The organism is Caballeronia sp. 11_S32 (assembly GCF_056930355.1).
On record NZ_JBXOWH010000001.1, the window covers coordinates 526718 to 547822 of the forward strand.

Annotated in this window: 19 protein-coding genes; 9 read left to right on the forward strand and 10 right to left on the reverse strand. The window is 63.0% G+C overall.

The window, feature by feature from the left end:
* Together AC1Z32_RS02425 and AC1Z32_RS02430 are read left to right on the forward strand one after the other, a co-directional pair.
* A complete protein-coding gene (locus AC1Z32_RS02425; protein ID WP_483477111.1) occupies positions 1–1239 on the forward strand; it encodes a CaiB/BaiF CoA transferase family protein in 1239 nt (412 codons plus the stop codon).
* Positions 1240–1334: 95 nt separating this feature from the next.
* Entirely contained in the window at positions 1335–2483 is a 1149-nt protein-coding gene (locus tag AC1Z32_RS02430; protein ID WP_483477112.1) for a DSD1 family PLP-dependent enzyme, read from the forward strand.
* Here AC1Z32_RS02430 and AC1Z32_RS02435 read toward each other — a convergent pair.
* From AC1Z32_RS02435 to AC1Z32_RS02480, 10 genes are all read right to left on the reverse strand, one after another.
* Positions 2480–3529, reverse strand: coding sequence for an FUSC family protein (locus AC1Z32_RS02435; protein WP_483477113.1), 1050 nt, complete (start codon positions 3527–3529; stop codon positions 2480–2482). The genes AC1Z32_RS02430 and AC1Z32_RS02435 overlap by 4 nt on opposite strands.
* A 216-nt stretch (positions 3530–3745) precedes the next feature.
* Positions 3746–3931 (reverse strand): hypothetical protein, encoded by a 186-nt coding sequence (locus AC1Z32_RS02440; protein WP_483478187.1) that lies wholly within the window; start codon positions 3929–3931, stop codon positions 3746–3748.
* A 145-nt stretch (positions 3932–4076) separates the two neighbouring features.
* Positions 4077–5294, reverse strand: coding sequence for a c-type cytochrome (locus AC1Z32_RS02445; protein ID WP_483477114.1), 1218 nt, complete (start codon positions 5292–5294; stop codon positions 4077–4079).
* A gap of 71 nt (positions 5295–5365) precedes the next feature.
* On the reverse strand, positions 5366–7105 hold the full coding sequence (locus AC1Z32_RS02450) for a methanol/ethanol family PQQ-dependent dehydrogenase (RefSeq protein WP_483477115.1): 1740 nt from the start codon (positions 7103–7105) through the stop codon (positions 5366–5368).
* 241 nt (positions 7106–7346) lie between these two features.
* Positions 7347–7628 (reverse strand): pyrroloquinoline quinone biosynthesis peptide chaperone PqqD, encoded by a 282-nt coding sequence (gene pqqD / locus AC1Z32_RS02455; protein WP_483477116.1) that lies wholly within the window; start codon positions 7626–7628, stop codon positions 7347–7349.
* Between the two features lie 66 nt (positions 7629–7694).
* A complete protein-coding gene (gene pqqA, locus AC1Z32_RS02460) occupies positions 7695–7769 on the reverse strand; it encodes a pyrroloquinoline quinone precursor peptide PqqA (protein ID WP_008347847.1) in 75 nt (24 codons plus the stop codon).
* 207 nt (positions 7770–7976) lie between these two features.
* Positions 7977–9923 carry a sigma-54-dependent Fis family transcriptional regulator gene (locus tag AC1Z32_RS02465; protein WP_483477117.1) on the reverse strand — a complete coding sequence of 649 codons (1947 nt, stop codon included), beginning with the start codon at positions 9921–9923 and terminating at the stop codon, positions 7977–7979.
* Positions 9924–10080: 157 nt separating this feature from the next.
* Positions 10081–10728 (reverse strand): LysE family translocator, encoded by a 648-nt coding sequence (locus AC1Z32_RS02470; RefSeq protein WP_483477118.1) that lies wholly within the window; start codon positions 10726–10728, stop codon positions 10081–10083.
* A 108-nt stretch (positions 10729–10836) separates the two neighbouring features.
* Positions 10837–12417: a sensor domain-containing diguanylate cyclase gene (locus AC1Z32_RS02475; RefSeq protein ID WP_483477119.1), complete on the reverse strand. Its 1581-nt coding sequence runs from the start codon at positions 12415–12417 to the stop codon at positions 10837–10839.
* 208 nt (positions 12418–12625) lie between these two features.
* Positions 12626–13462 carry a FadR/GntR family transcriptional regulator gene (locus AC1Z32_RS02480; RefSeq protein WP_483477120.1) on the reverse strand — a complete coding sequence of 279 codons (837 nt, stop codon included), beginning with the start codon at positions 13460–13462 and terminating at the stop codon, positions 12626–12628.
* A gap of 228 nt (positions 13463–13690) precedes the next feature.
* Here AC1Z32_RS02480 and AC1Z32_RS02485 point away from each other — a divergent pair, with 228 nt between their 5' ends.
* The 7 genes from AC1Z32_RS02485 (at position 13691) to AC1Z32_RS02515 (ending at position 21097) form a co-directional block, all read left to right on the forward strand.
* Positions 13691–14899 carry an ABC transporter substrate-binding protein gene (locus tag AC1Z32_RS02485; protein ID WP_483477121.1) on the forward strand — a complete coding sequence of 403 codons (1209 nt, stop codon included), beginning with the start codon at positions 13691–13693 and terminating at the stop codon, positions 14897–14899.
* Positions 14900–14981: 82 nt separating this feature from the next.
* Positions 14982–15842 carry a branched-chain amino acid ABC transporter permease gene (locus AC1Z32_RS02490; protein WP_483477122.1) on the forward strand — a complete coding sequence of 287 codons (861 nt, stop codon included), beginning with the start codon at positions 14982–14984 and terminating at the stop codon, positions 15840–15842.
* Positions 15839–16861: a branched-chain amino acid ABC transporter permease gene (locus AC1Z32_RS02495; protein ID WP_483477123.1), complete on the forward strand. Its 1023-nt coding sequence runs from the start codon at positions 15839–15841 to the stop codon at positions 16859–16861. Before AC1Z32_RS02490 ends, AC1Z32_RS02495 begins: the two co-directional genes overlap by 4 nt.
* Positions 16858–17625, forward strand: a complete 768-nt coding sequence (locus AC1Z32_RS02500) for an ABC transporter ATP-binding protein (protein WP_483477124.1) — start codon at positions 16858–16860, stop codon at positions 17623–17625. The genes AC1Z32_RS02495 and AC1Z32_RS02500 overlap by 4 nt, the downstream gene beginning before the upstream one ends.
* Entirely contained in the window at positions 17622–18323 is a 702-nt protein-coding gene (locus AC1Z32_RS02505) for an ABC transporter ATP-binding protein (protein ID WP_483477125.1), read from the forward strand. Before AC1Z32_RS02500 ends, AC1Z32_RS02505 begins: the two co-directional genes overlap by 4 nt.
* 36 nt (positions 18324–18359) lie before the next feature.
* Positions 18360–19619: a Zn-dependent hydrolase gene (locus AC1Z32_RS02510; protein ID WP_483477126.1), complete on the forward strand. Its 1260-nt coding sequence runs from the start codon at positions 18360–18362 to the stop codon at positions 19617–19619.
* The gene (locus AC1Z32_RS02515) at positions 19616–21097 is read left to right on the forward strand and encodes a M81 family metallopeptidase (RefSeq protein WP_483477127.1); all 1482 of its coding nucleotides are present in this window, start codon (positions 19616–19618) and stop codon (positions 21095–21097) included. Before AC1Z32_RS02510 ends, AC1Z32_RS02515 begins: the two co-directional genes overlap by 4 nt.
* The last annotated feature ends 8 nt before the right edge of the window (positions 21098–21105 follow it).

Sequence of the window (21105 nt, forward strand, 5' to 3'; positions counted from 1 at the left end):
ATGGCAGACACGAAACCAGCGGCCGCAACGGGCGCGGGGCCGCTCGCGGGCATGCGCGTGATCGAGCTCGCGCACATCATGTCTGGGCCGATCTGCGGGATGATGCTCGCGGACATGGGCGCCGACGTCATCAAGGTCGAAAAGATTCCCGGCGGCGACGATTGCCGGCGTTTCGCGCCGATTCTCCCGAGCGGCGAATCCGCGTCGTTCATGATCGTGAACCGCAACAAGCGCGGCATCGCGCTCAACCTCAAGACGGAAGGCGGCAAGGAAGTGCTCAGGAAGATGCTCGCGAGCGCGGACGTCGTCACCGAGAACTATCGGCGCGGCACGATGGAAAAGCTCGGCATGGGATATGAAGCGCTCAGGGCGATGAATCCGGGCCTCATCTATTGCGCAATTTCGGGCTATGGCCGCAGCGGGCCCATGGCCGACAAGGGCGGCTTCGATCTGATCGCGCAAGGCCTGAGCGGGTTGATGAGCATGACCGGCGAGCCGGGGCAGGCGCCGATCAAGGCGGGCTCGCCTGTCACCGACATCAACGCGGGCATCCTGGCGGCGCTCGGCATCAGCGCGGCCTATGCGAGAAAACAGGCGACGGGCCTTGGCCAGATGGTCGATACGTCGCTCTTCGAAGCGGGCCTGCAGCAGATGTACTGGGCCTTCGCCAACTACTTCGCGGACGGCACCGTGTTGCCGAAAGCGGGCTCCGCCAATCCGACGAGCGCGCCGTATCAGGCGTTCCGCACACGCGACGGCTGGGTCAACATCGGCGCGGCGAATCAGAGCAACTACGAGCGTCTCGTCGGCGTGTTGAATATTCCCGGACTTGCCGAAGACGAGCGCTTCCAGACGAATGCGGGACGGCTGAAGCATCGCGCGGTGCTCGTGGAGATACTGAACGCGCGCCTCGTCGAACGCACCACGGACGAGTGGCTCGCAAGCTTCGACGAGATCGGTTTGCCGAGCGGCGCGGTGCTCGGCGTGCCGGAAGCGTCTACGCACGAACAGGCGATTGCGCGCGGGATGATCGTCGAGACGGAGCATCCGCTCGCGGGGCCGATGCGCGGCATCGGCTTGCCGATTCACTTCTCCGAAGGATGCACGAAAGCCTCGCGTCCCGCGCCGCTTCTCGGGCAGCACACGAGCGAAGTGCTCGACGAATACGGCTTCGACGAGGCGCGCATTCAGGCGCTCAAGGACGAGGGCGCGGTCCTGGAAACGGAAGTGACGGCATGACATCGACACACGAGCAAATGGTTTTATGCATTCATCATGCAGAATGCCGCGCGCTATGATCGATGTCTGATCCACTTTCGTCGACACGCCCCGCCATGACGCTTACACCTCCTCCCGCCGCTCGCGAGGGCGACACGCTCGCATCCGTTGCCACGCCTTCTCTGATGATCGATCTCGACGCCTTCGACGCCAACCTCGCGGCGATGTCCGCGTTCGCGGCGAAGCATGGCGTCGCCTTGCGTCCGCACGCGAAGGCGCACAAGTCCAGCGCCATCGCGAAGCGCCAGGTCGAAGCGGGCGCGGTCGGCGTGTGCTGCCAGAAGTTGTCGGAAGCGTATCCGTTCGCGGCGGCGGGCATCGCGAGCATTCATGTGAGCAACGAGTTCGTCGGCGTGGATAAGCTGACGATGGCGGTCGAGCTCGCATCGCATGTGCGCTTGTCCGTTTGCGTCGATGCATTGCCGCAAGTGCAGGCGCTCGGCGACGCGGCGGGGCGCGCGGGCGTGACGATCGACGTGCTGCCCGAAGTCGATGCCGGGCAGCATCGCTGCGGCGTGACGAGCGAAGATGCGCTGCTTGCACTCGTCGATGGCATCGCCGCGCAGAACGCGCTGCGTTTCGCCGGCATTCAGGCGTATCACGGCGGCATCCAGCACGTCGCCGACTGGAACGCGCGCAAGAGCGAAGCCGGCCGCGCCGCGGATATCGCCGCGCGCTACGTGCGCGCGCTCGATGCACGCGGCGTGCGCTGCGGCATCGTGACGGGCGGGGGCACCGGCACTGTCGAGTTCGACGCCACGAGTGGCGTCTTCACCGAACTGCAACCCGGCTCCTATCTCTTCATGGACGGCGATTACGGCGGCATTGGCTGGGGCGGCGAATTGCGCTGGCGCCATAGCCTTTTCGTGCTGTCGACGATCATGAGCGCGACGCGGCCCGGCATAGCCGTTTGCGACGTGGGCCTGAAGGGTCTCGCGGTCGATTCGGGCCTGCCGCGCAGCGTGCGCTGGCTCGACGCGCCCGCCGCGCCCGCGCTGACCTATATTTCCGCGAACGACGAGCACGGCATGCTGCAAGCGCAACGTGCGCCCGACGACGACTTCGCAAACCTCGTCGGCAAGCGTGTACTGTTGCCGCCGGGGCACTGCGATCCGACCGTGAATCTCTACGACGAATACGTGTGTTATCGATGCGAGCGCGTGACGGATGTATGGCCCATCGATGCGCGCGGCCTCTCGCGCTAAGCCGAACGCTCCTTGAGCGGATAGATCGTCGTGATCAACGCATCGAGATCCGCGACGATCAGCCCGACGACGAACTGCGCCACTTCCTGGGCGCCGTGCGTCGCTTCCTGAGTCGCGAGCGTGCTCTTGAGCTCACTCACGGCTGTACGGGCGCGAGCGAGCTTCGCATCGTCCTGACGATTCGATGCGAGCACGCTCGCGAGCGTCTCGAACAATGCCTGCAGTTCGCGGCCCGTTGCGCCGAAGCGCATCGCGCATGTCTCGCGATCGAGGCGCGAGACCGCCTTTGCGAGAAAGAGCGCATCGCCATGCAGGCGCCGCAGGAAAGGCGCGGCTTTATCGATGGCGTCGGAACGGTGGTTCTGCAAGAGCACGATGATGTGCTCGCGTTCGGCCTCCTTCAGCGCATCGTCGAACGCCTGCTGCGCGTCCGTGCTTTGCGTGTCGAGGCGCGTTGCGCGGGCCTCATCGCGTTCGCCCGACAGATAAAGCCCGATCAACCGACCCAGACTCTTCAAGGTATCGCCGACACTGCGATGCGCGGCCGTGAGCGCACGATTCGGCCACAGCGCCGATACGACGAACGACGATGCCGCGCCGATCAATATCTCCATCACGCGATGCATCGGCCGCTCGAAGGGCGAGCCCGGACCCGCGGGAATCAGCACGACGATCACGAGCGTCACGCATGCGAGCCGGAATGCGGGACGTTTCGCGCTCAGTGCGGCAAGCGGCACGAGCGCGACGCTGAAGACAGCGAGCGGCGGCGCGCCACGCTCCATCGCGACGATGCCGAGCACGCCCGCGACCGCGCCGATGAATGCGCCGATGATCTGATCGCGAGCGATATCGACTGCTTGCGTGAGACTCGGTTGCGTCACGATGACGAGCGTCGTGATGAGCGCCCAGTATCCCTCGGGCAACGCGGCGAGTCGCGCGGCGCCGTAGCTGATCGCGCAACTCATCAGCGTCCGTATCAGTCTTCTTGCTTCGGGTGCGCCGAAGAAGGCGCGCGCGCGGCGTCGAGTGCGGGTGATCGCGATCATGCGGTCTCGGTCGATGACGAAACAGTGAGCAAGACAACGGGGAAGGCGCGACGTGCGCGCCCGGTGCTGCATTATGCCAATGCGCACGGCGCGGAATGAAAGAGGACGTTCAGGAAGAGAGAAAGCCAAAGCGGCAACGGTGCCCATGTTTGCGGGCATGTTGCCGCGTTGGTATCGCGACGAACCGAAGGCTCGACGAAACGTCAGGGTGTGTCGTCAGGTGAGCATCGGCACTGCTTCGATCAGCGCAAGCCCGAGTAGCGCCCCGATGGCTGCGCTGATGAGCTTCGGATGCCAGCGATCCAGATGCAGCGCCGTGAGCAGCGCGCCGATCAGGATGACGCCGAGCAAAGCGAAAATCACGACAAGATAGCCGATTTCGAACTGGTTATTGATAAGCACGACGCTGGCCTCCCGCCGGCTCAGGCCGGCTGACTTGCGCATTGCGCCGCGTTGCGGCACATGTCGATCCGCCCGCGCGACACTTTAATTATATGTCACGTTGTGATGTATTAAAAGGCGCGTTGCGGGCGTACGCATTGCGAACTCAGCGCCCAGGTCCGGCGTTGAGCGGCAGGGTCGAGGCGCGCGCGCTGTCGGCTGTCATCTTCGCTCCGCCCGGTTTGTACCCGTTCGACATCAACAGAAACGCCATGATGTCCGCGTAGTCCTGATCCTTCATCTTGCCGGGACGATCGGCGGGCATATTGGTCGCCATGTAATTGAAGATGCCGCCAACCGTCAGATGAGAGTTCGATGCCGGCGCGAACGATGGTCCCTGCAACGCGGGCGCCGTCATGCCCTGAAGCTGCGCCCCGTGACACTTCGCGCACGAGCTCGAATAGAGCGCCTTGCCGTGTGCGATTTGCGCCTGTTCGAAAGAGGGCGGTTCTGCGCTTCCTTCATTCGCCACCTTGATGAAGCGGCCCGCGCGCGATGCGTTCGCGTCCGCGAGCATGATGCCCGTGTGCATGTTCGATGCGGTCGAAGGCGTGTCGAGATAGCGCGCCGCCGAAGCGGCTGGCGCGGGCAAGGTCCATTGTTTCGTCAGCGCTTGCAGGCGGCCATCGTTGGTCATCGCGGTGAGCGCATCGTCGATACGCGGACGCAACGCGGCGGTCCTCTCGCCGAAAGCGAAGGTCAGATGCCAGTCCGCATACGGCGAATCTGCGTTCGCAACCGTGAACCTGCGCTCCGGATGCGCGATGCGATAGGCGACGACCGCGGGATACCAGACGATAGCCCGTTGCGCACGTCCGTTCGCCACTGCTTCGACCGTCGAAGCCGATGTGTTCTCGAGGTCGAAGGTCACGCCTTGCTCCTGCACGGCGATCAGTTGCGCGGGGCTCGCATATGTCGCGGCGACCGTGCGCTTTGCGGCATCCTTCAGTTCGGCACCGGGCGCTTCGATGCTGACATAGCCCGCACGCAGATAGCCTTGTGAGAAGCGCATCGTGCCGCCGGATGCATCGGCGACGGTGGAGCGCGGAAAGCCCGCGATCACATCGCAATTGCGCGCAAGTGTTTTGTCGAGTTCGTGAAGCGAAACGCCGTCGTCGTCGCCTTCGCCGATACCGTTCGATACGAAGGTCGTCGCGAGATTGGCGCGCGCGAAGACCGCTTGCGCAACGGCACGGTCCATTGCCGCCGAAGGACTGCCGGGAAACGTGCAGATCTTCACGGCGGCACCGGAAGGCGTAGGCGTGAGCGCGATGCATGCGGCCAGCATGCTCACCGCGCGAATGCGATTGAGTGAATGATTCATGTCGAAGCGTCCGATGAAGTCGATGAACACCGCGAGCGCGCAATGCAGCGCACTCGCGGTTCGATCAGTGGTCAGGTGCGATTGAGCGCGAACACATAGAGCGTGCCGCCGCGCGGCACCTTGTCCGCGGCCTTTGCCATCGGGCCGCCCCAGATTGGATTCGCCCCGCCATAGCCCGCGAGAATGGCGACGTATTCCTTGCCGTCGATCTCATACACCGAAGGCTGGGCGATGATGCCGCTCGCGAGCTTGGGGCTTTGCCACAAGACCTTGCCGGTCTTTTCGTCGAATGCGTAGAGATGGCCATCGAGCGAGCCGCTGAATGCGAGGCCGCCCGCCGTCGTCGCGACGCCGCCGTTCCAGGGCAGCTTGCTCCAGTGGCTCCAGACCTTCTTGCCCGTATCGACATCGATCGCCTGCAACTCGCCATAACCCTTGCTGTTGGGCTCGGGCTTGATCTCGAAGCCTTCGCCGAGATACGGCAGGCCTTCCATGTAGTTCACCGACTTGCCCGACAAGGACATGCACGCATGCAATGCCGGCACGATCGCGAGATGCTTCTGCGGATCGTATGACACGGACCACCAGTTCTTGCCGCCCAGGAAGCTCGGGCATGTTTCGATTGTCGTGCCCGTCTTCGGATACTTCGATGCATCCTGAATCGGCTTGCCATCGTCCGTATAGCCCGTGACCGATGTCGCGGTGACGAAAGGCCGCGCATAGATCAGCTTGCCGTTGCTGCGATCGATCGCATGGAAGAAGCCGTTGCGATCCGCATGAATGATCGCGTCGTAATCCTTGCCCTCGTACTTGATGTTCGCGAGCACGGGCGTGTTGACGCCGTCATAGTCCCAGGTGTCGTGCGCGGTGTATTGATAGTGCCACTTGAGATCGCCGTTCTTCGGGTCGAGCGCGAGCAGCGAGTCGGAATAGAGATTGTCGCCAGGGCGAAGATCGGCGAGCCACGGCCCAGGATTGCCCACGCCCCAGTAGAGCGTCTTGCTTGCGGCGTCATACGTGCCGGTGAGCCATGCGGGCGCGCCGCCGTGCTCCTGCATGCCATCGGGCCACGTATTGCCGCCGGGTTCCTTGGCGCCGGGCACGGTATAGCGCTTCCAGAGCACCTTGCCATCATTGGGGTCGAGTGCCGCGATGAAACCGCGCGCGCCATACTCGCCGCCCGAGCTGCCGACGACGAGCGCGCCATCGAGCGCAAGCGGCGCAAGCGAGAACGAATAGCCGACGCCCGGATCGAACATCGCCTTCTTCCACACGAGCGCGCCCGTTTGTGCATCGAGCGCGGCCACCTCGCCGCTCAGCATCGCGACATACACGTTCTTGCCATACAACGCGACGCCGCGATTGATCACATCGCAACATGCGGTCTTGAACGATTTCGCATCGAGATTCGGCTCGTATTTCCAGAGCTGTTTGCCTGTCGCGGCATCGAAGGCATAGACGTTGTCCTTGGGCGTGGTCACGAAGAGAAAGCGTCCGTTCACGATGGGCGTCGCTTCGAAGCCTTGTTGCAAGTCCTTGGGAAACTTGTAGCTCCAAACCTGCTTCAGTCCCTTCACGTTGCTCGTATCGATCTGCTTGAGCGGAGAATGCGCGTGACCGTTATACGTGCGGTAGTACGTGAGCCAGCCGGGATCGTCCTGCGCGCTCGTGAGACGTTCATAGGTGACGTCCGGATATTGCGCCGACGTGTCGCTGGCCGCGATGGCCTGATGCTGTGCAAAGCCGAATGCGGCAGCGGCGCCTGCAGCGAGGGCTGCAGTGCGCATTGCCGGACTGAAGCGAGTTTTCATCGTTGTCTCCTGGGTATTGTCGGTGCAACGTCTTCTGGAATCTCGATAAGCGATGCGAACGGTTGCGAGGTCATCAAGGCAAGTCATGTGCCATTGACGATGCATGCGCGCGTATGCCTTGCTGCATGCGGATCTCATGCACGATGCGATGCATTCGAACGCTATGGCGCGTTCATGCGTGTGTGTTGCATCGTGGAGCAGTGGGACGTTTGGCGTGTTGCCCGATGTGACAATGCCCGGTTCAATCGAGCCAGCCGAGACGGCGCGCATCATCGATGAAGCGATACACGTCCGTCGCAAGCCCCGATCTGCCGAAGCGTGCTTCGAGCTCGCCGATGATGTCGTCGAGCTCGCGCGTGCCGTCGCAGCGCGCGAGTATCTCGCCCGCGCTGCGATTGAGTTCGACGCTGCCGCGCGGATGCACGATCTCGCATGTGCGCATATCCGCGTGCCAATGCAGCTTCAATGGCGCGCGCAGACGCGGGCGCGTGGGTGCGCCCGCACGCGCGGTCGTTGAGTTCATGTGGAGAAGAGAAGAGGGTGCAAGGCCGGGTGAGAAGAGTCACCCGGCCTTGTTTTTATCGCAGCATTAACGTGTGGCGATATACATCGTGATCTCGAAGCCGAAGCGCAGATCGGTGAAGGCGGGCGTCGTCCATTGCATGTTCATCTCCTTGGTGATGTTCGAGTAAGATCGCGAACCGTTTCGCAATCGGACGTCGAAAATGCAAGCTCCGTGCCTTCGACGAAGCGACCGTGCATGTGCACGCCGCTGCCTTTCAGTTCGATTTCGATGACGTGCGGTCATCGTGGCTGCGCTGTGCCTTCCCGCAACAGGGGTGTATCGAAGTGGAACACCGCATGGAACAGGTCATTGTTCCATCGTTGAACATGCGGGCATCTTGCGATAGATCGTGTTGCGCGAAACGCCGAGCGCGCGCGCAGCCGCCGACACGTTGCCCCGATGCCGCGCGAGCGCCGCCGCTATCACCGAGGCCGTTACTTCCTGCAGACGCCCCGAAGCGAACGTCGATGAAACGCTTGCTTCAGACGGGCTTTGCGCCTTCGCGCGTGGTTCATCGAAGAAGTCTTCGGGAAGATGCTCGCGGCGAATGCAGCCGTCGTTGTCCACCATGGCGGCGGCCGTGCGCAGCAGATTGCACAGTTGCCGGAAGTTGCCGGGCCACGCGTAGTGCTCGAACAGCGCCATCACCTCATTGTCGATGGACAGGCGCATGCCGCACGCTTCATCGGCGCTCACGGCGTGCAGCATCTTCGTGATGACGGCCGCGAGGTCGGTGCGCTCGCGCAATGGCGGGAGCTTCACAACGAGACCGTTCAGCCGGTAATACAAGTCTTCGCGAAAGCGGTTCTGCTCGATCATCTCGCGCAGGTTGCGGTGCGTCGCGCAGATGATCGCGACATCGACAGGTATCGACTTGCTCGAGCCGAGCGGGTCGACGACGCGTTCCTGAAGTACCCGCAACAGGCGCACTTGCAGCGGATAGGGCATGTCGCCGATCTCGTCGAGAAAGAGCGTGCCGCCATTGGCTTGCAACAGCTTGCCCGCCGCGCCTTTGCGGCGCGCGCCCGTGAACGCGCCTTCCTCATAGCCGAAGAGTTCCGATTCGATCAGGTTCTCCGGAATCGATGCGCAATTCACCGCGACGAACGGCCCCGCGCGGCGCGGCGAATCGCCGTGAATGGCTTGCGCGAGCAGTTCCTTGCCGGTGCCGGTTTCGCCGGTGATGAGTATCGGTATGTCCTTGCCGATGACCTTGCGCACCTTGCCGATGACGGCGCTCACTCTGGAATCGCCCGTATCGAGCGATGCGAGTTTCGACGATGTATCGATAATGGCCGATGCGCGCGGCGCGCTTTTGGACAACACGGGAGACGAGGCCGCCACTTCGCCGATGGGCGCGCGATTCAGGCGCACGCGCGCACACACGACAGTGCCGTTGTTCAGGTCGAGCGGAACGTGCGCCGCGCGGCTCGAATGCGAACGTTCGATCAGTTGCGCGCTCGTCAACCCGAAGAGCGACGACAGGGTATGCGCGCGCAGCGCCGAGAGCGGCAAGCCAAACTGGAATTGCGCGCTGCGATTGGCGGAGAGAAAACGCCCATCGCACGTGAAGGCCATGATGCCTTCCATCAGCGTGCCGAGAAATTCAGGGCGGCCATGAAACGCGATCTGCAGCATGCCCTGAAACGTACTGGAAAACAGGTGGTTTTCGATCATCTGCACCGACATGCGCGCGAGCGCCATCGTGTGACGATGGTAGCTGCGATGATCGCCGGTGACGTCGAGCACGCCGATCAGATCGCCGTATGGATCGAGGATCGGCACGCTGGAGCACGTGAGAAAGCGATTGGCGGCGAGATAGTGCTGATCGCCATGCACGACAGTCGGAGAGCGTTCCGCGATCGCCGTGCCGATCGCATTGGTGCCTTGCCGCTCCTCCGCCCAGTTCGCGCCGGCCCTGAGCGCGACTTTTTCGGCGCGTGCGAGGAAGTCATCGTCGCCCGTGGAATGAAGGATGAGTCCTTGCGCGTCGGTCAGCACGATCATGCTTTGCGTGTTGACGATCTGTTCGCGCAGCGTTTCCATCACCGGCGTCGCGTGCGCGCACAGCACGCGGTTTTGCTCGAGCTTGAGCAGCAGATCGCCTCGGGTCAGTACGTCGTAGTCGGGGCGCGTCGACGCATTCAGGCCGAACGTCTCCGACCGTTCGTGCGCCTTGCGGATCGATGGAATCAGCCAGCCGCTCTCTCGCTCATCGTGGGAAGCCGTGATCTCGCGAATATCGTCTTGCATCGTCTCCTCCTTGTGCAAGTGCCGGTCGTATCGCCGGATGTGTGAGCGCGAGGTAAAAGCAAGTCCTGCGCCAATGAGCGCGAGGAATCATGGACGTTAGCTAAACGAAAGGAGAGGTGTCGCGCGGCGTCTTGCGTTATGCGTTTTGCATGCGAAATTACAGGCCGTTCCTGCCCGCCGCGAGCACGAGGCGCAGGCCGAGCGCCGCGATCACGCTGGCCGCGATGCGGTCGATCCACTTCTTCGCGCGCAGGTACATGTCGCGCGGACGCTGGCTGGAAAAGCCCAGAGCCACGACGGTGTACCAGCCGGTCTCGATCGCGAAGACCATCGGCGGCAGCACGAAGTAGCACCACAGCGGGGGATGTTGCGGCAGAAGCGCCGCGAAGATGCTGCCGTACCAGATTGCCGTCTTCGGATTGCTCAACTGCGTCGTCAGGCCGAGCCAGAATGACTTGCGTGCGCTTCTTCGCGTGAGTCCGGGCGCTTGGTTTTGCGCCGGCATCTGCATCGGCTGCGCGGCGCCGCGCCAGATCTTCGCCGCGATATAGATCAGATAGAGGCCGCCGGCGACCTTCAGCGCGACATAGAGCCATTCGACGGCGACGAGCAGCGTATAGAGACCCGCGAGCGCGATGCCGCCGAAGAAGATGCCGCCCACGCCCATGCCGAGCGCGGTCGCGAGGCCATCGGCGCGCGATATGCCGATCGCGTTGCGCGCCACGATCACGAAGCTCGGTCCGGGAATCATCGCGCCCAGCAGCAACGAGAAGAGAATCGCGAGTACGGCGCTCGATGCGGTCATCGAATTGTCTCCTTCCGGATGCGGCCCGGATGTTATCGATTGCTTTTGCATGCGGCATGCAAAACGCCTGATTGCAGCAGCATGATACGCCCGATGCCGCGCATCGCTTCACGCGCCTCCACTAGCACCGCTGTCTTCGTGAATCGCGCGATTGCGTCCGGTGCGCTTCGCGAGATAGAGCGCCGCGTCGGCGCTGCTGAGCAGCTTGAGGAAGTCGTCGCTTTGGCGCGGCGAGGCCGTGGCGCAGCCGATGCTGATCGTCAGTACGCGCCTGGGCGCGGCGCCGTTGGGGATCGCGAGCGCCTCGACCTTCACGCGCAGGCGTTCCGCGAACGTGACCGCGCCGCTCGCGGCGGCGCCCGGCAATACGACGACGAACTCCTCGCCGCCATACCGCGCGACGATGTCGCCGGGCCGCTTCGCGGAATTCTGTATGCAATCGGCCACCGCGATAAGCGCATCGTCGCCCATCGCGTGACCGTAGGTGTCGTTATAGAGCTTGAAGTAATCGACATCGACGAACAGCGCCGAAAGCGGCTGGCCGACCCTGCGCGCGCGCCGCCATTCCTCGTCGAGCCGGCGATCGAGCGCGCGGCGGTTGCATAGCCCGGTGAGCGAATCGGTGCCCGCGAGCCGCTGCAGCTTCTCTTGCGCGATCGCCCGCGAACGCAGCGAGATCGCGAGCAGCCAGGAGATGATGATGAAGCCGCCGCCGAACATCAGCGTCAGGCCGCCGATGATAATGCTGCGCTGGCGCCAGGCACTGAGCACGTCGGCTTCCGCGGGCGCGACCGCGGCGATCAGATGCGTGCCCGGCACGTGCTGGAAGGTGTAGAGCCGCCGCACGCCGTCGATCGCCGATTTGGAGATGTAGGAGCCGGAAGGTGCATCTTTCATCGCGGCCAACGCCGGCGACTTCACGACGTATCGCGCTTCTTCCGACTGCAACGCCGGCTCGCGCGCGATCACCACGCCGTCCTCCTGCACGATGAACACCGAGCCGGACGGGCCGACGCTCACGCGCGAAAGCAGGTTCGTGAAGTACGAGACGTTCAGGGCGATCACGGCGACGCCCGCGAACGAGCCGTCGGGGGCATCGATGCGCCGGCTCATCGCGAGCGAGCTCGCGCCCTTGCGCAACCGTGACGCATACGGTCCGGAGATGAAGAGGCCTTCGTTGGGGTTGTCGGCGTGAATCCTGAAGTAATCACGGTCGTTGAACAGCAGGTCCGCATGCTGGGACGGATCACGCTCGACGACGATGCGTCCTTCGCGATTCATCACGAACGCGCCGCCGACATAGCTCATACCGGTGGCGCCATCGAACAGGACAAGGTTGCGCAGATCGGGGGGAAGCGCCATCACTTCGGGGTTTTGCGCGCCGCTGACGATGGTGCGCAGCGACAGGTCGCTCGCTTCGACATTGCGCACGATATCGGCGCTCAAGGTGGCGACGAGATTGGCCGATGCCTGATGCGCGTTCTGCAACGCTTGCGCGCGTCCCTGCCAGAGCGCGGCGAAGGACAGCACGGCCATGGAAACGGCGATGGCGGTGCCGAGAAGTCCGGCGAGCACCGGAAACCGCGAGAACGCTTCGGCGAAGCGCATTGCTGCGCTGCGGTTGCGACGCATCAGCCGGCGACTGACCATGCGCCCGGTCTTGCGAACGGCATTCAATCTGGCGGGCATTCAGGTTCTCCGCATGGCGCCATTCCCGCACGGCAGAGCACGGCATGACGTCCGGCGCCGCCCCGCATTGCGTCGAAAAACTCCGTGTTTTATGGGTTGAAATGATGTGACGCGCATCCGGAGGATCCGGCGAATACGCGCTTCACATGCCTGTGCATAAGGATTGTAGTCGGTCATGCCTCGGCCGTTTCGCACGGCCGTCCGCGAATCATCCGCCGCGTCCGCTCATGCGCTTGCGGATTTCCGAGTCGAGAATGAGCCGCCCGCGCAGCTTGCCCTTCATGCGCTTCACGTAGCGCGGCGCTTCGGTCATGTGGACCACCATCAGTTCGCGCACTTTCTCCGCATCCCGCGCGCGCGCCGCTTCGGTGATCGCCTTGTGAATCTTCACGTTCGCGCGGCCGAAGCGTTCGTGCTCCGTTTGCGGCGTGTCGTTCCTGAACTCGATGAGCTGCCGGATCATCTCGTTGATGAGCTCGCACGTGAAGCGCAAGAAAGGGTTGGGATTCGCCGCGGCAAGGATGTCGTGGAAGTTCACGTCTTCCTGACGCTGCCTCACGATGTCCCGATTCGCATGCGCCGAAGCGGGTTCATCGCAACACGCGATGTTCGCTTCGAGCGCCGCGAAGTCTTCTTCGGTGAGATGCGGCACCGCGCCCGCCGCGAGCTCCGGCTCGAGCAGTTGACGGACGGTGTAGATATCGTCGATGGTCACGTCCTTGAAGAACAGATAGTTCTGCAAGAGCTGCAAGGTGCGATCGAGCGGCACTTCGACGATGGTGCCGCCGCCCGACGGCCCCGTCGTCACTTTGATGAGGCCTTGCACTTCGAGCGACTTGAGGGCCTCGCGCGTCGTGCTCTTGCTCACCGAGAAGAGTTGCTGCAATTCGACTTCACGCGGCAGCTTGTCGCCGGGCTTCAGGTTCTTTTCCGTGATCAGCCGCTTGATTTCCTCGGCGACCAGATCCGCGCGCTTCGGCTGCTTGATCGGCTGCTGCGCGATCTCGATTGCCGCGCCGGCGCGCTTTGCACGCTCCATCACCATGTCGATGCTCCTTTCTTTGTCTGCTTGTCCGCTTGTCGGCTTCGTACGCGCGCGCACGGCGAAATCGCTGACCCGAATTTTGCCTTATTGACACCCGAATTTATTGTTCCTAGCATCAGGTTCATTCTATTTATCATGATAAATAGAATGAACCGAGCCGAGGCTTGAACGTACCACGAAAATAACGCGGGGCGGCTGCGCGGGTCATCTTCTCTAGGAGCGTCAATTTTGAATCGCCGAAACATGTTGAAGCTGGCCGCGCTGTCGGCCATTCCCGGATCGTTCGAGGCGCTCGTCGCAAGAAGCGCCTTTGCGCAGGGCTCGCCTATCCAGTTCGCGTGCCCGGTCCCGATGTCGGGTCCGTTCGCGGCCAATGGCAAGTACGCCGACCTCGGCATGAAGCTCGCGATCGAGCAATACGGCAAGGTGCTGGGGCAACCGCTCGCTTATACGACGCTCGATACCGAGGGAAAACCCGCAACCGCCGTGCGGCGCGTGCAGGAAATCGCGCAGCAAAAGAACGCGCGCTATTTCGCGGGCGGCATTCTTTCGTCGGAAGCGCTTGCGATGGGCAAGGAAGCCGAGAAGGCCGACGGCATCTTCATCACGACGGCAGGCGCGGACGAGCTCACCGGCAAGGACTGCAACAGCGCGACCTTCCGCTGGTCGGTGCCGACTTTCGGCGCGATCGAGCAGACGGTGCGTCCGCTGATCGAATCGATGCCCAAGGCGAAGCGCTGGTACACGATTACGCCGCAATACGTGTTCGGCGACGGCCTCCTTTCGGCGGCGAAGAACATCTTCAAGGAAAAGGGCATCGAGCATGTGGGCAACAGCTATCACTCGCTCAATGAAAAAGAGTTCAGCGGTTATCTGACCAATGCGGTCGCCGCGAAGCCGGATGTCCTTCTCATCCTCAACTTCGGCTCGCAATCGTCGGACACGTTGCGTCAGGCCGTGAGCTTCGGCATGAAGAACAATTGCACGATCCTGATGGCATGGGCATCGGGTCTGGAGCAATTCGAAGCGCTCGGTCCGGATATCTGCGAGGGCGTGTACTTCGGCGCTCAGTACTGGCATGCGATCGAGACGCCGCTCAATCACGATCTCGTCAAGCGCGTGAACGCGGCCTATAAGTCGAACCCCAACTACAGTCTCGCGGGTTCGTACATCTGCACGAAGATTCTTCTCGATGGCATCGTGAAGGCGGGCACCGCCGATACGAAGAAGGTTATCGCCGCGCTTCAGGGCATGAAGTACGCGGGCCTGACCGGTCCCGAAGAGATTCGCGCGGGCGATCACCAGGTGCTGAAGAACTACTACCTGTTGAAGGGCAAGCCCAAGAGCAAGATGAAAGACAAGGACGATTACGCCGATATCGTGAGTTCGGGTCAATCGTTCCTGCCGCTCGACAAGACGCAGTGCAAGCTGGCCTGATCGCTTGATGTGCTGACGCGTTGTTCTCATGCGAATGCAGGCTAGCCTTGCATTCGCGCCGCCACTCTTCTGATGCAAGGCCATGAACGTTTATTTGTTGCAGGTCGTGAACGGCATCGGCGTGGGCATGTTGTATTTTTTGCTCGCGGTCGGTTTGTCGATCGTGTTCGGGTTGCTGCGCTTCGTGAACTTCGCGCACGGCGCGTTCTATCTGTTGGGCGCGTACTTCTGCTATCAGGCGATGCAGTGGTCCATGAGCTTCTGGGCCGCGCTCGTCGTCGTGCCCATTGTCGTCGGCGCGTGCGCGTGGATCGTCGAAAAGGCCGTGCTGCGGCATGTCTATGCGCAACAGCACGAGTTCCATATTCTCGCGACGGTCGGTCTCGCGCTCGTGATACAGGAATGCGCGATCATCGCGTGGGGACCGCTCGGCGATAACGTGGCCGTGCCCGACATCCTGAACGGCGTCGTAATGTGGGGCAGCTTCATCTACCCGAAATACCGCCTCTTCGTGATCGCGTTCACGGCCGTGCTGGCAGGCATTCTGTGGTGGGTGCTCGAAGGCACGCGCCTAGGCAGCGCGGTGCGCGCGGGCAGTGAATCTAGCGAGATGGTGTCGCTGCTCGGCATCAACGTGACGCGCGTCTTCAGTCTCGTGTTCGCGCTCGGCGCAGGCACGGCGGCGCTCGCGGGCGTGCTCGCCGCGCCGATACGCGGCGTCGATCCCTTCATGGGCATCGAAGCGCTCGGTGTCGCGTTCGTCGTCGTCGTGGTGGGCGGCATGGGCAACTTTCTCGGCGCGCTCGTCGGCGGATTGCTGGTCGGCATCGTGCAAAGCGTGATGAGCACGCTATGGCCCGAAGGCGCACGTCTCATGATCTATGTCGCGATGGCGGCAGTGCTGCTGCTGCGTCCGAACGGCTTGCTCGGGAGGACAGCGTGAATTCCAAACTCGATTCGAAGACATTGGACGTGAGCGTGCCCCAACGATCCCTCAGGCATTCGCTGCATCGATATCGGTTCCTGCTGCTCGCGGCGATCGTCGTCTGCATCCTGCCGGTGACGATGCGATCCGGATCGCTCGCAACGGAAGTGCTCGTCTATGCGCTCGCCGCGCTCGGCTGCAATCTGCTGCTCGGGCATACGGGCTTGCTGTCCTTCGGGCAAGGCATCTTCTTTGGACTCGGCAGTTATAGCGCCGGCCTGATACTCACGAAGTCAGGACTGCAAGTACCCGTTGCGTTGCTCGGTGCGATCGTGGTGGGTGCGGTCGCGGCGGCCATCGTCGGATGGTTCTCGATCCGTCAGCGCGGCGCGTACTTCGTGATGCTCACGCTGGCATTCGGGCAGATGTTCTACTTTCTCGCATACACCACGCCCGATCTCACCGGCGGCGACAACGGCCTGCTCGATATTCCGCGTCCGGCCTTGTCGATCTTCGGTCAGCCGCTCGTATCGATCGCATCGCCGTGGCAGTACTACACGTTCGTCGCGGTGCTGTTCCTGATCGCGTTCTGGCTGATGCTGCGTGTGTCGCATTCGGTCTTCGGCCGCACGTTGCTCGCGATCCGCGACAACGAAGCGCGCGCCGCTGCCGTCGGCTACGACGTCAAGCGCTTCAAGCTCGCGGCGTTCGTGGTATCGGGCGCGGTCACGGGCCTGGCCGGCGCGCTGCACGCGATGATGACGGGCATTGCGCCGCTATCGAATATCGACTATCACACGAGCGAGATGATTCTCGTGATGACGGTGATCGGCGGCACGGGCAACCTCTTTTCCTCCGTGCTCGGCGCGGCGTTCTATGTGTTGTTCGCCGACTGGCTCTCGACGCTCTGGCCGCGCTGGCTCCTGCTGCTCGGGCTCGTGCTGATTGCCGTGAGCCTTTTCGTGCAGCGCGGACTGTGGGGACTGGGCGAACGTATCTGGCGCGCGGTGAGGCGCAATGAAGGAGAGCCGGCATGAGCGCGTCGATACTGGAAGCGAAGGGCGTCGCGAAGCGCTATGGCAAGTTCTCGGCGTTGACCGATGTGAATCTGCGCATCGTGAAGAATACGGTGCATTCGGTGATCGGCCCGAACGGTGCGGGCAAGACCACGCTCTTTCACGTGCTGACGGGCACGGTGCCGATCACGTCGGGCAATATCGTGTTCGATGGTCACGACGTGACGCATGAGCCCGATCATCGCCGCGTGAAGCGCGGCATTGCGCGCTCGTTTCAGGTGACGAGCCTGTTCACGAATCTCTCCGTGCGCGAAAACCTGCGCCTCGCCGCGCAAGGCGTCGACTCGAAGCGCGCGCTCAATGCATGGACGCCGCCGCGCGGCGCGCTCGAACATCGCGATACTGTGGATGGCGTTCTCGAGCGGCTCGCCCTGCAACGCTTCGCATCGACGCAGGCGGGCGCGCTGTCGCATGGTCAGCAACGACGCCTCGAAGTAGGCATGGCGCTCGCCGCGCGGCCCAAGGCGATCTTTCTCGACGAGCCGACCTCGGGCATGGGCATCGACGATCTCGACGACATGAAGCATCTGATCCGCAGCCTGCGCGACGACTATACGGTCGTGCTGATCGAGCACAACATGGATATCGTGATGGACATCTCCGACACGATCACGGTGATGCAACAAGGCCGCGTGCTCGTCGAAGGCAAGCCGGCCGATATTCGCGGCGACGAACGCGTGCGCAGCGCCTATCTCGGCAACATGATCACCGGAGGCCGCGCATGATGCTCGATGTCGATAACATTCACGGCTATTACGGCAAGAGCCATATTCTTCAGGGCGTATCGCTCAAGATTGGCGAGGGCGAGACTGTCACGCTCCTCGGGCGCAATGGCGCGGGCAAGTCCACGACGCTCAAGAGCATCGCGGGCGTCGTGACAGCCCAACGAGGCAGCGTGAAATTCCAGGGTGCAGAGCTCGCGAAACTCCCGCCTCACAAGATCGCCGCGCGCGGCGTGTGCTTCGTGCCCGAGCATCGCGGCATCTTCAAGTTGCTGTCGGTGGAAGAGAATCTTCGGCTCGGCGCGCGCAAGGACTCGCCTTGGCAACTGGCCGATATCTATCGCATCTTTCCGCGACTGAAAGAGCGGCGCACGAATGGCGGCGGCCAGCTTTCCGGTGGCGAACAACAGATGCTCGCAATCGGCCGGGCGCTGATGAATCATCCGCGCCTGCTCATGCTCGACGAACCGGTGGAAGGACTCGCGCCTGTGATCGTCGAGGAGATCGTCGCGCAACTGAAGCTGATTCGCAAAGCGGGCGTGACGATCCTGCTCGTGGAACAGAACCTCGAAGTATGCACGCAGCTCGCGGATCGTCATTACATCATCGAGCAAGGGCGCATCGTGTACGAAGGCGCGAACGACGCGTTCATCGCCGATGAATCCATCAAGGACCGTTATCTCGGTGTCGGCGTGGTTTGACGCCGCGCTTGCCATTACTTAGCGAAGGAACCTCGAATGCAAGCTCACGATATGCCGGCGCATGCCGGCTTGCGCATCGACGGTGCGCGTCTCTGGAACAGTCTGATGGCGCTGGCTCGCATCGGCGCGACGGAGAAGGGCGGCGTGTGCCGTCTCGCGCTCACCGAGCTCGACAAGCAAGGCCGCGATCTCTTCGTCGCGTGGGCCAAGGAGATCGGCTGCACGGTGCGCGTCGATGCCATCGGCAATATCTTCGCGCGCCGCGCGGGCACGCGTGACGATCTGCCGCCTGTCGTGACGGGCAGCCATATCGACACGCAGCCGACCGGCGGCAAGTTCGACGGCAACTACGGTGTGTTGGCGGGCCTCGAAGTATTGCGCACGCTGAACGACAACAACCTGCGCACCGCCGCGCCGCTCGAAGTTGCCGTATGGACCAACGAGGAAGGCTCGCGCTTCGTGCCGGTGATGATGGGCTCGGGCGTGTTCGCGGGCGCGTTCACGCTCGAGCATGCGCTCGCGCAAGTGGATCGCGAAGACGTGTCCGTGCGCGATGCACTCGCGTCGATTGGCTATGCGGGCGAGCGCGTCGCGGCCCATGACGTGGGCGCGTATTTCGAGGCCCACATCGAACAGGGCCCGGTGCTCGAAGCGAACGACAAGGTGATCGGTGTCGTGCAGGGCGCGCTCGGCCAGCGCTGGTACGACGTGACCATCGACGGCATGGAAGCGCATGCAGGCCCGACGCCGATGGAACTGCGCCGCGATGCGCTGCTCGTCGCCGCGGACCTGATTCGCACAGTCAATCGCATCGCGCTCGATCACGCGCCGCATGGACGTGGCACGGTTGGCTGGCTGAACGTGCATCCCAACTCGCGCAATGTGATTCCTGGACGCGTGAAGCTGACCGTCGATCTGCGCGCCGCCGACGATGCCACTTTGCTCGCAATGGACCGCGCATTGCGCGAAGCCTGTGCGCAAGCGGGCTTGCCGGTGACGGTAGACGAAGTGGTCTACTTCGCGCCGCAGCCGTTCGCGGACGCGCTGGTGGCTTCGGTGCGCGAGAGCGCAGATGCGCTCGGCTTCACGTCGATGGGTGTCGTGAGCGGCGCGGGACATGACGCCGTATATCTCGCACGCGTGGCGCCGGCCGCGATGATCTTCGTCCCGTGCAAGGACGGCATCAGCCATAACGAAATCGAGGATGCGCGCGCCGATCATCTCGAAGCGGGCTGCAACGTGCTTCTGCACGTGATGCTGCGGGCGGCGAATGCAGCTGAAGGAGACGCCGCATGAAGATTCTCATCGCGCGGATGAATCACGAGACCAACACGTTTTCGCCGGTAGCGACGCCGCTCGAAGCGTTCGGGCGCGACGGTCCCTGTTATGGCGACGATGCGTATCGCGAGAATGCGGGCATGCGCACGGCGATGTCCGCGTTCATCGATGCGGCGAAGCGCGAAGAGGCCGAGATCGTCACGCCGATATCGGCATCGGCGAATCCGAGCGGACGTGTAGCAGCTGCGGCTTATGACGCGATCTGTCAGGCGATCGTCGATGCAGCCGAAGGTTGCGATGCGGTGATGCTCGATCTGCACGGCGCGATGGTCGCGGAGAATTCGCCCGATGGCGAAGGCGATCTGCTCGAACGTGTACGGCGTGTGCTGCCGCATGCGCCCATCGCGGTATCGCTCGATCTGCACGCGAACGTCACGCAGAAGATGATCGACAACGCAGATGTGATGACGAGCTTCAAGACGTATCCGCACGTCGACATGTATGAAAGCGGCGAGCATGCGGCGCGGCTATTGCTCGATCTCATTCATGGCAAGGCGAAGCCCGTGATCGCATGGGCGCAGCCGCCGCTGCTCACGCACACGCTCAGGAGTTCGACCGCCGAGGGTGCGATGAAGCGCGCCGTCGATGCGGCGCGCGCCGCCGAGCGCGAGAACGGCGTGCTGGCGGTGTCGGTGCTATCGGGTTTTTCGCTGGCCGATATCGCCGCGCCTTGTATCAGTGTCGTTGTCGTGGCGGATGGTGCGCGCGCGCAAGCGCAGGAGGTTGCGGACCGCATCGCGCGGCAGATCTGGGACGAGCGCGACGACTTCGTGTATCGCAGCGCGCCGCTTGCGCAGTCGATCAGCGCGGGTGCCGCACTCGCGCGCGAAACCGACAAGCCCGTGCTGCTGCTCGATCACGGCGATAACTGCATGTCGGGCGGAACGTGCGACACGACCGATGCATTCGAGGAAGCGTTGAAGCAAGGACTCGACGGCATCGTCGTCGGGCCTTTGTGCGATCCCGAAGCGGTGGCGAAGCTCTTTGAAGCAGGCGAGGGCGCGACGGTCACGCTTGGCATCGGCAACAAGCTTGCAAGCGTGGCTTCGCTCCGCAAGCCGTCGCTCGAAGTGAAGGGCGTCGTGCGCGCGTTGACCGATGGCGAGTACATCATCAGCGGCCCGACCTACACGGGACAACGCGCGTACATGGGCCGCGCGGCGGTGATCGAAACGCCGGCGGCGCGCATCCTCGTGACGGAGCGTACGCACGAACCTTGGGATCTGGGCGTGTTCGAGAGCGTCGGCATCGATCCGCGTGACGCGCGGTTTCTGATCCTCAAGTCGCGCATGTATTGCCGCCCGGTGTTCGTGCCGATTTCAGGTGGCCTCGTCGAATGTGATAGCCGTGGCGTCACGAGCTCCGACTATGGCCTTTTCTCGTTCGAGAACCTGAAGCGGCCTGTCTATCCGCTGGATTCGGCCATCGAGTATTGATCGGGCCG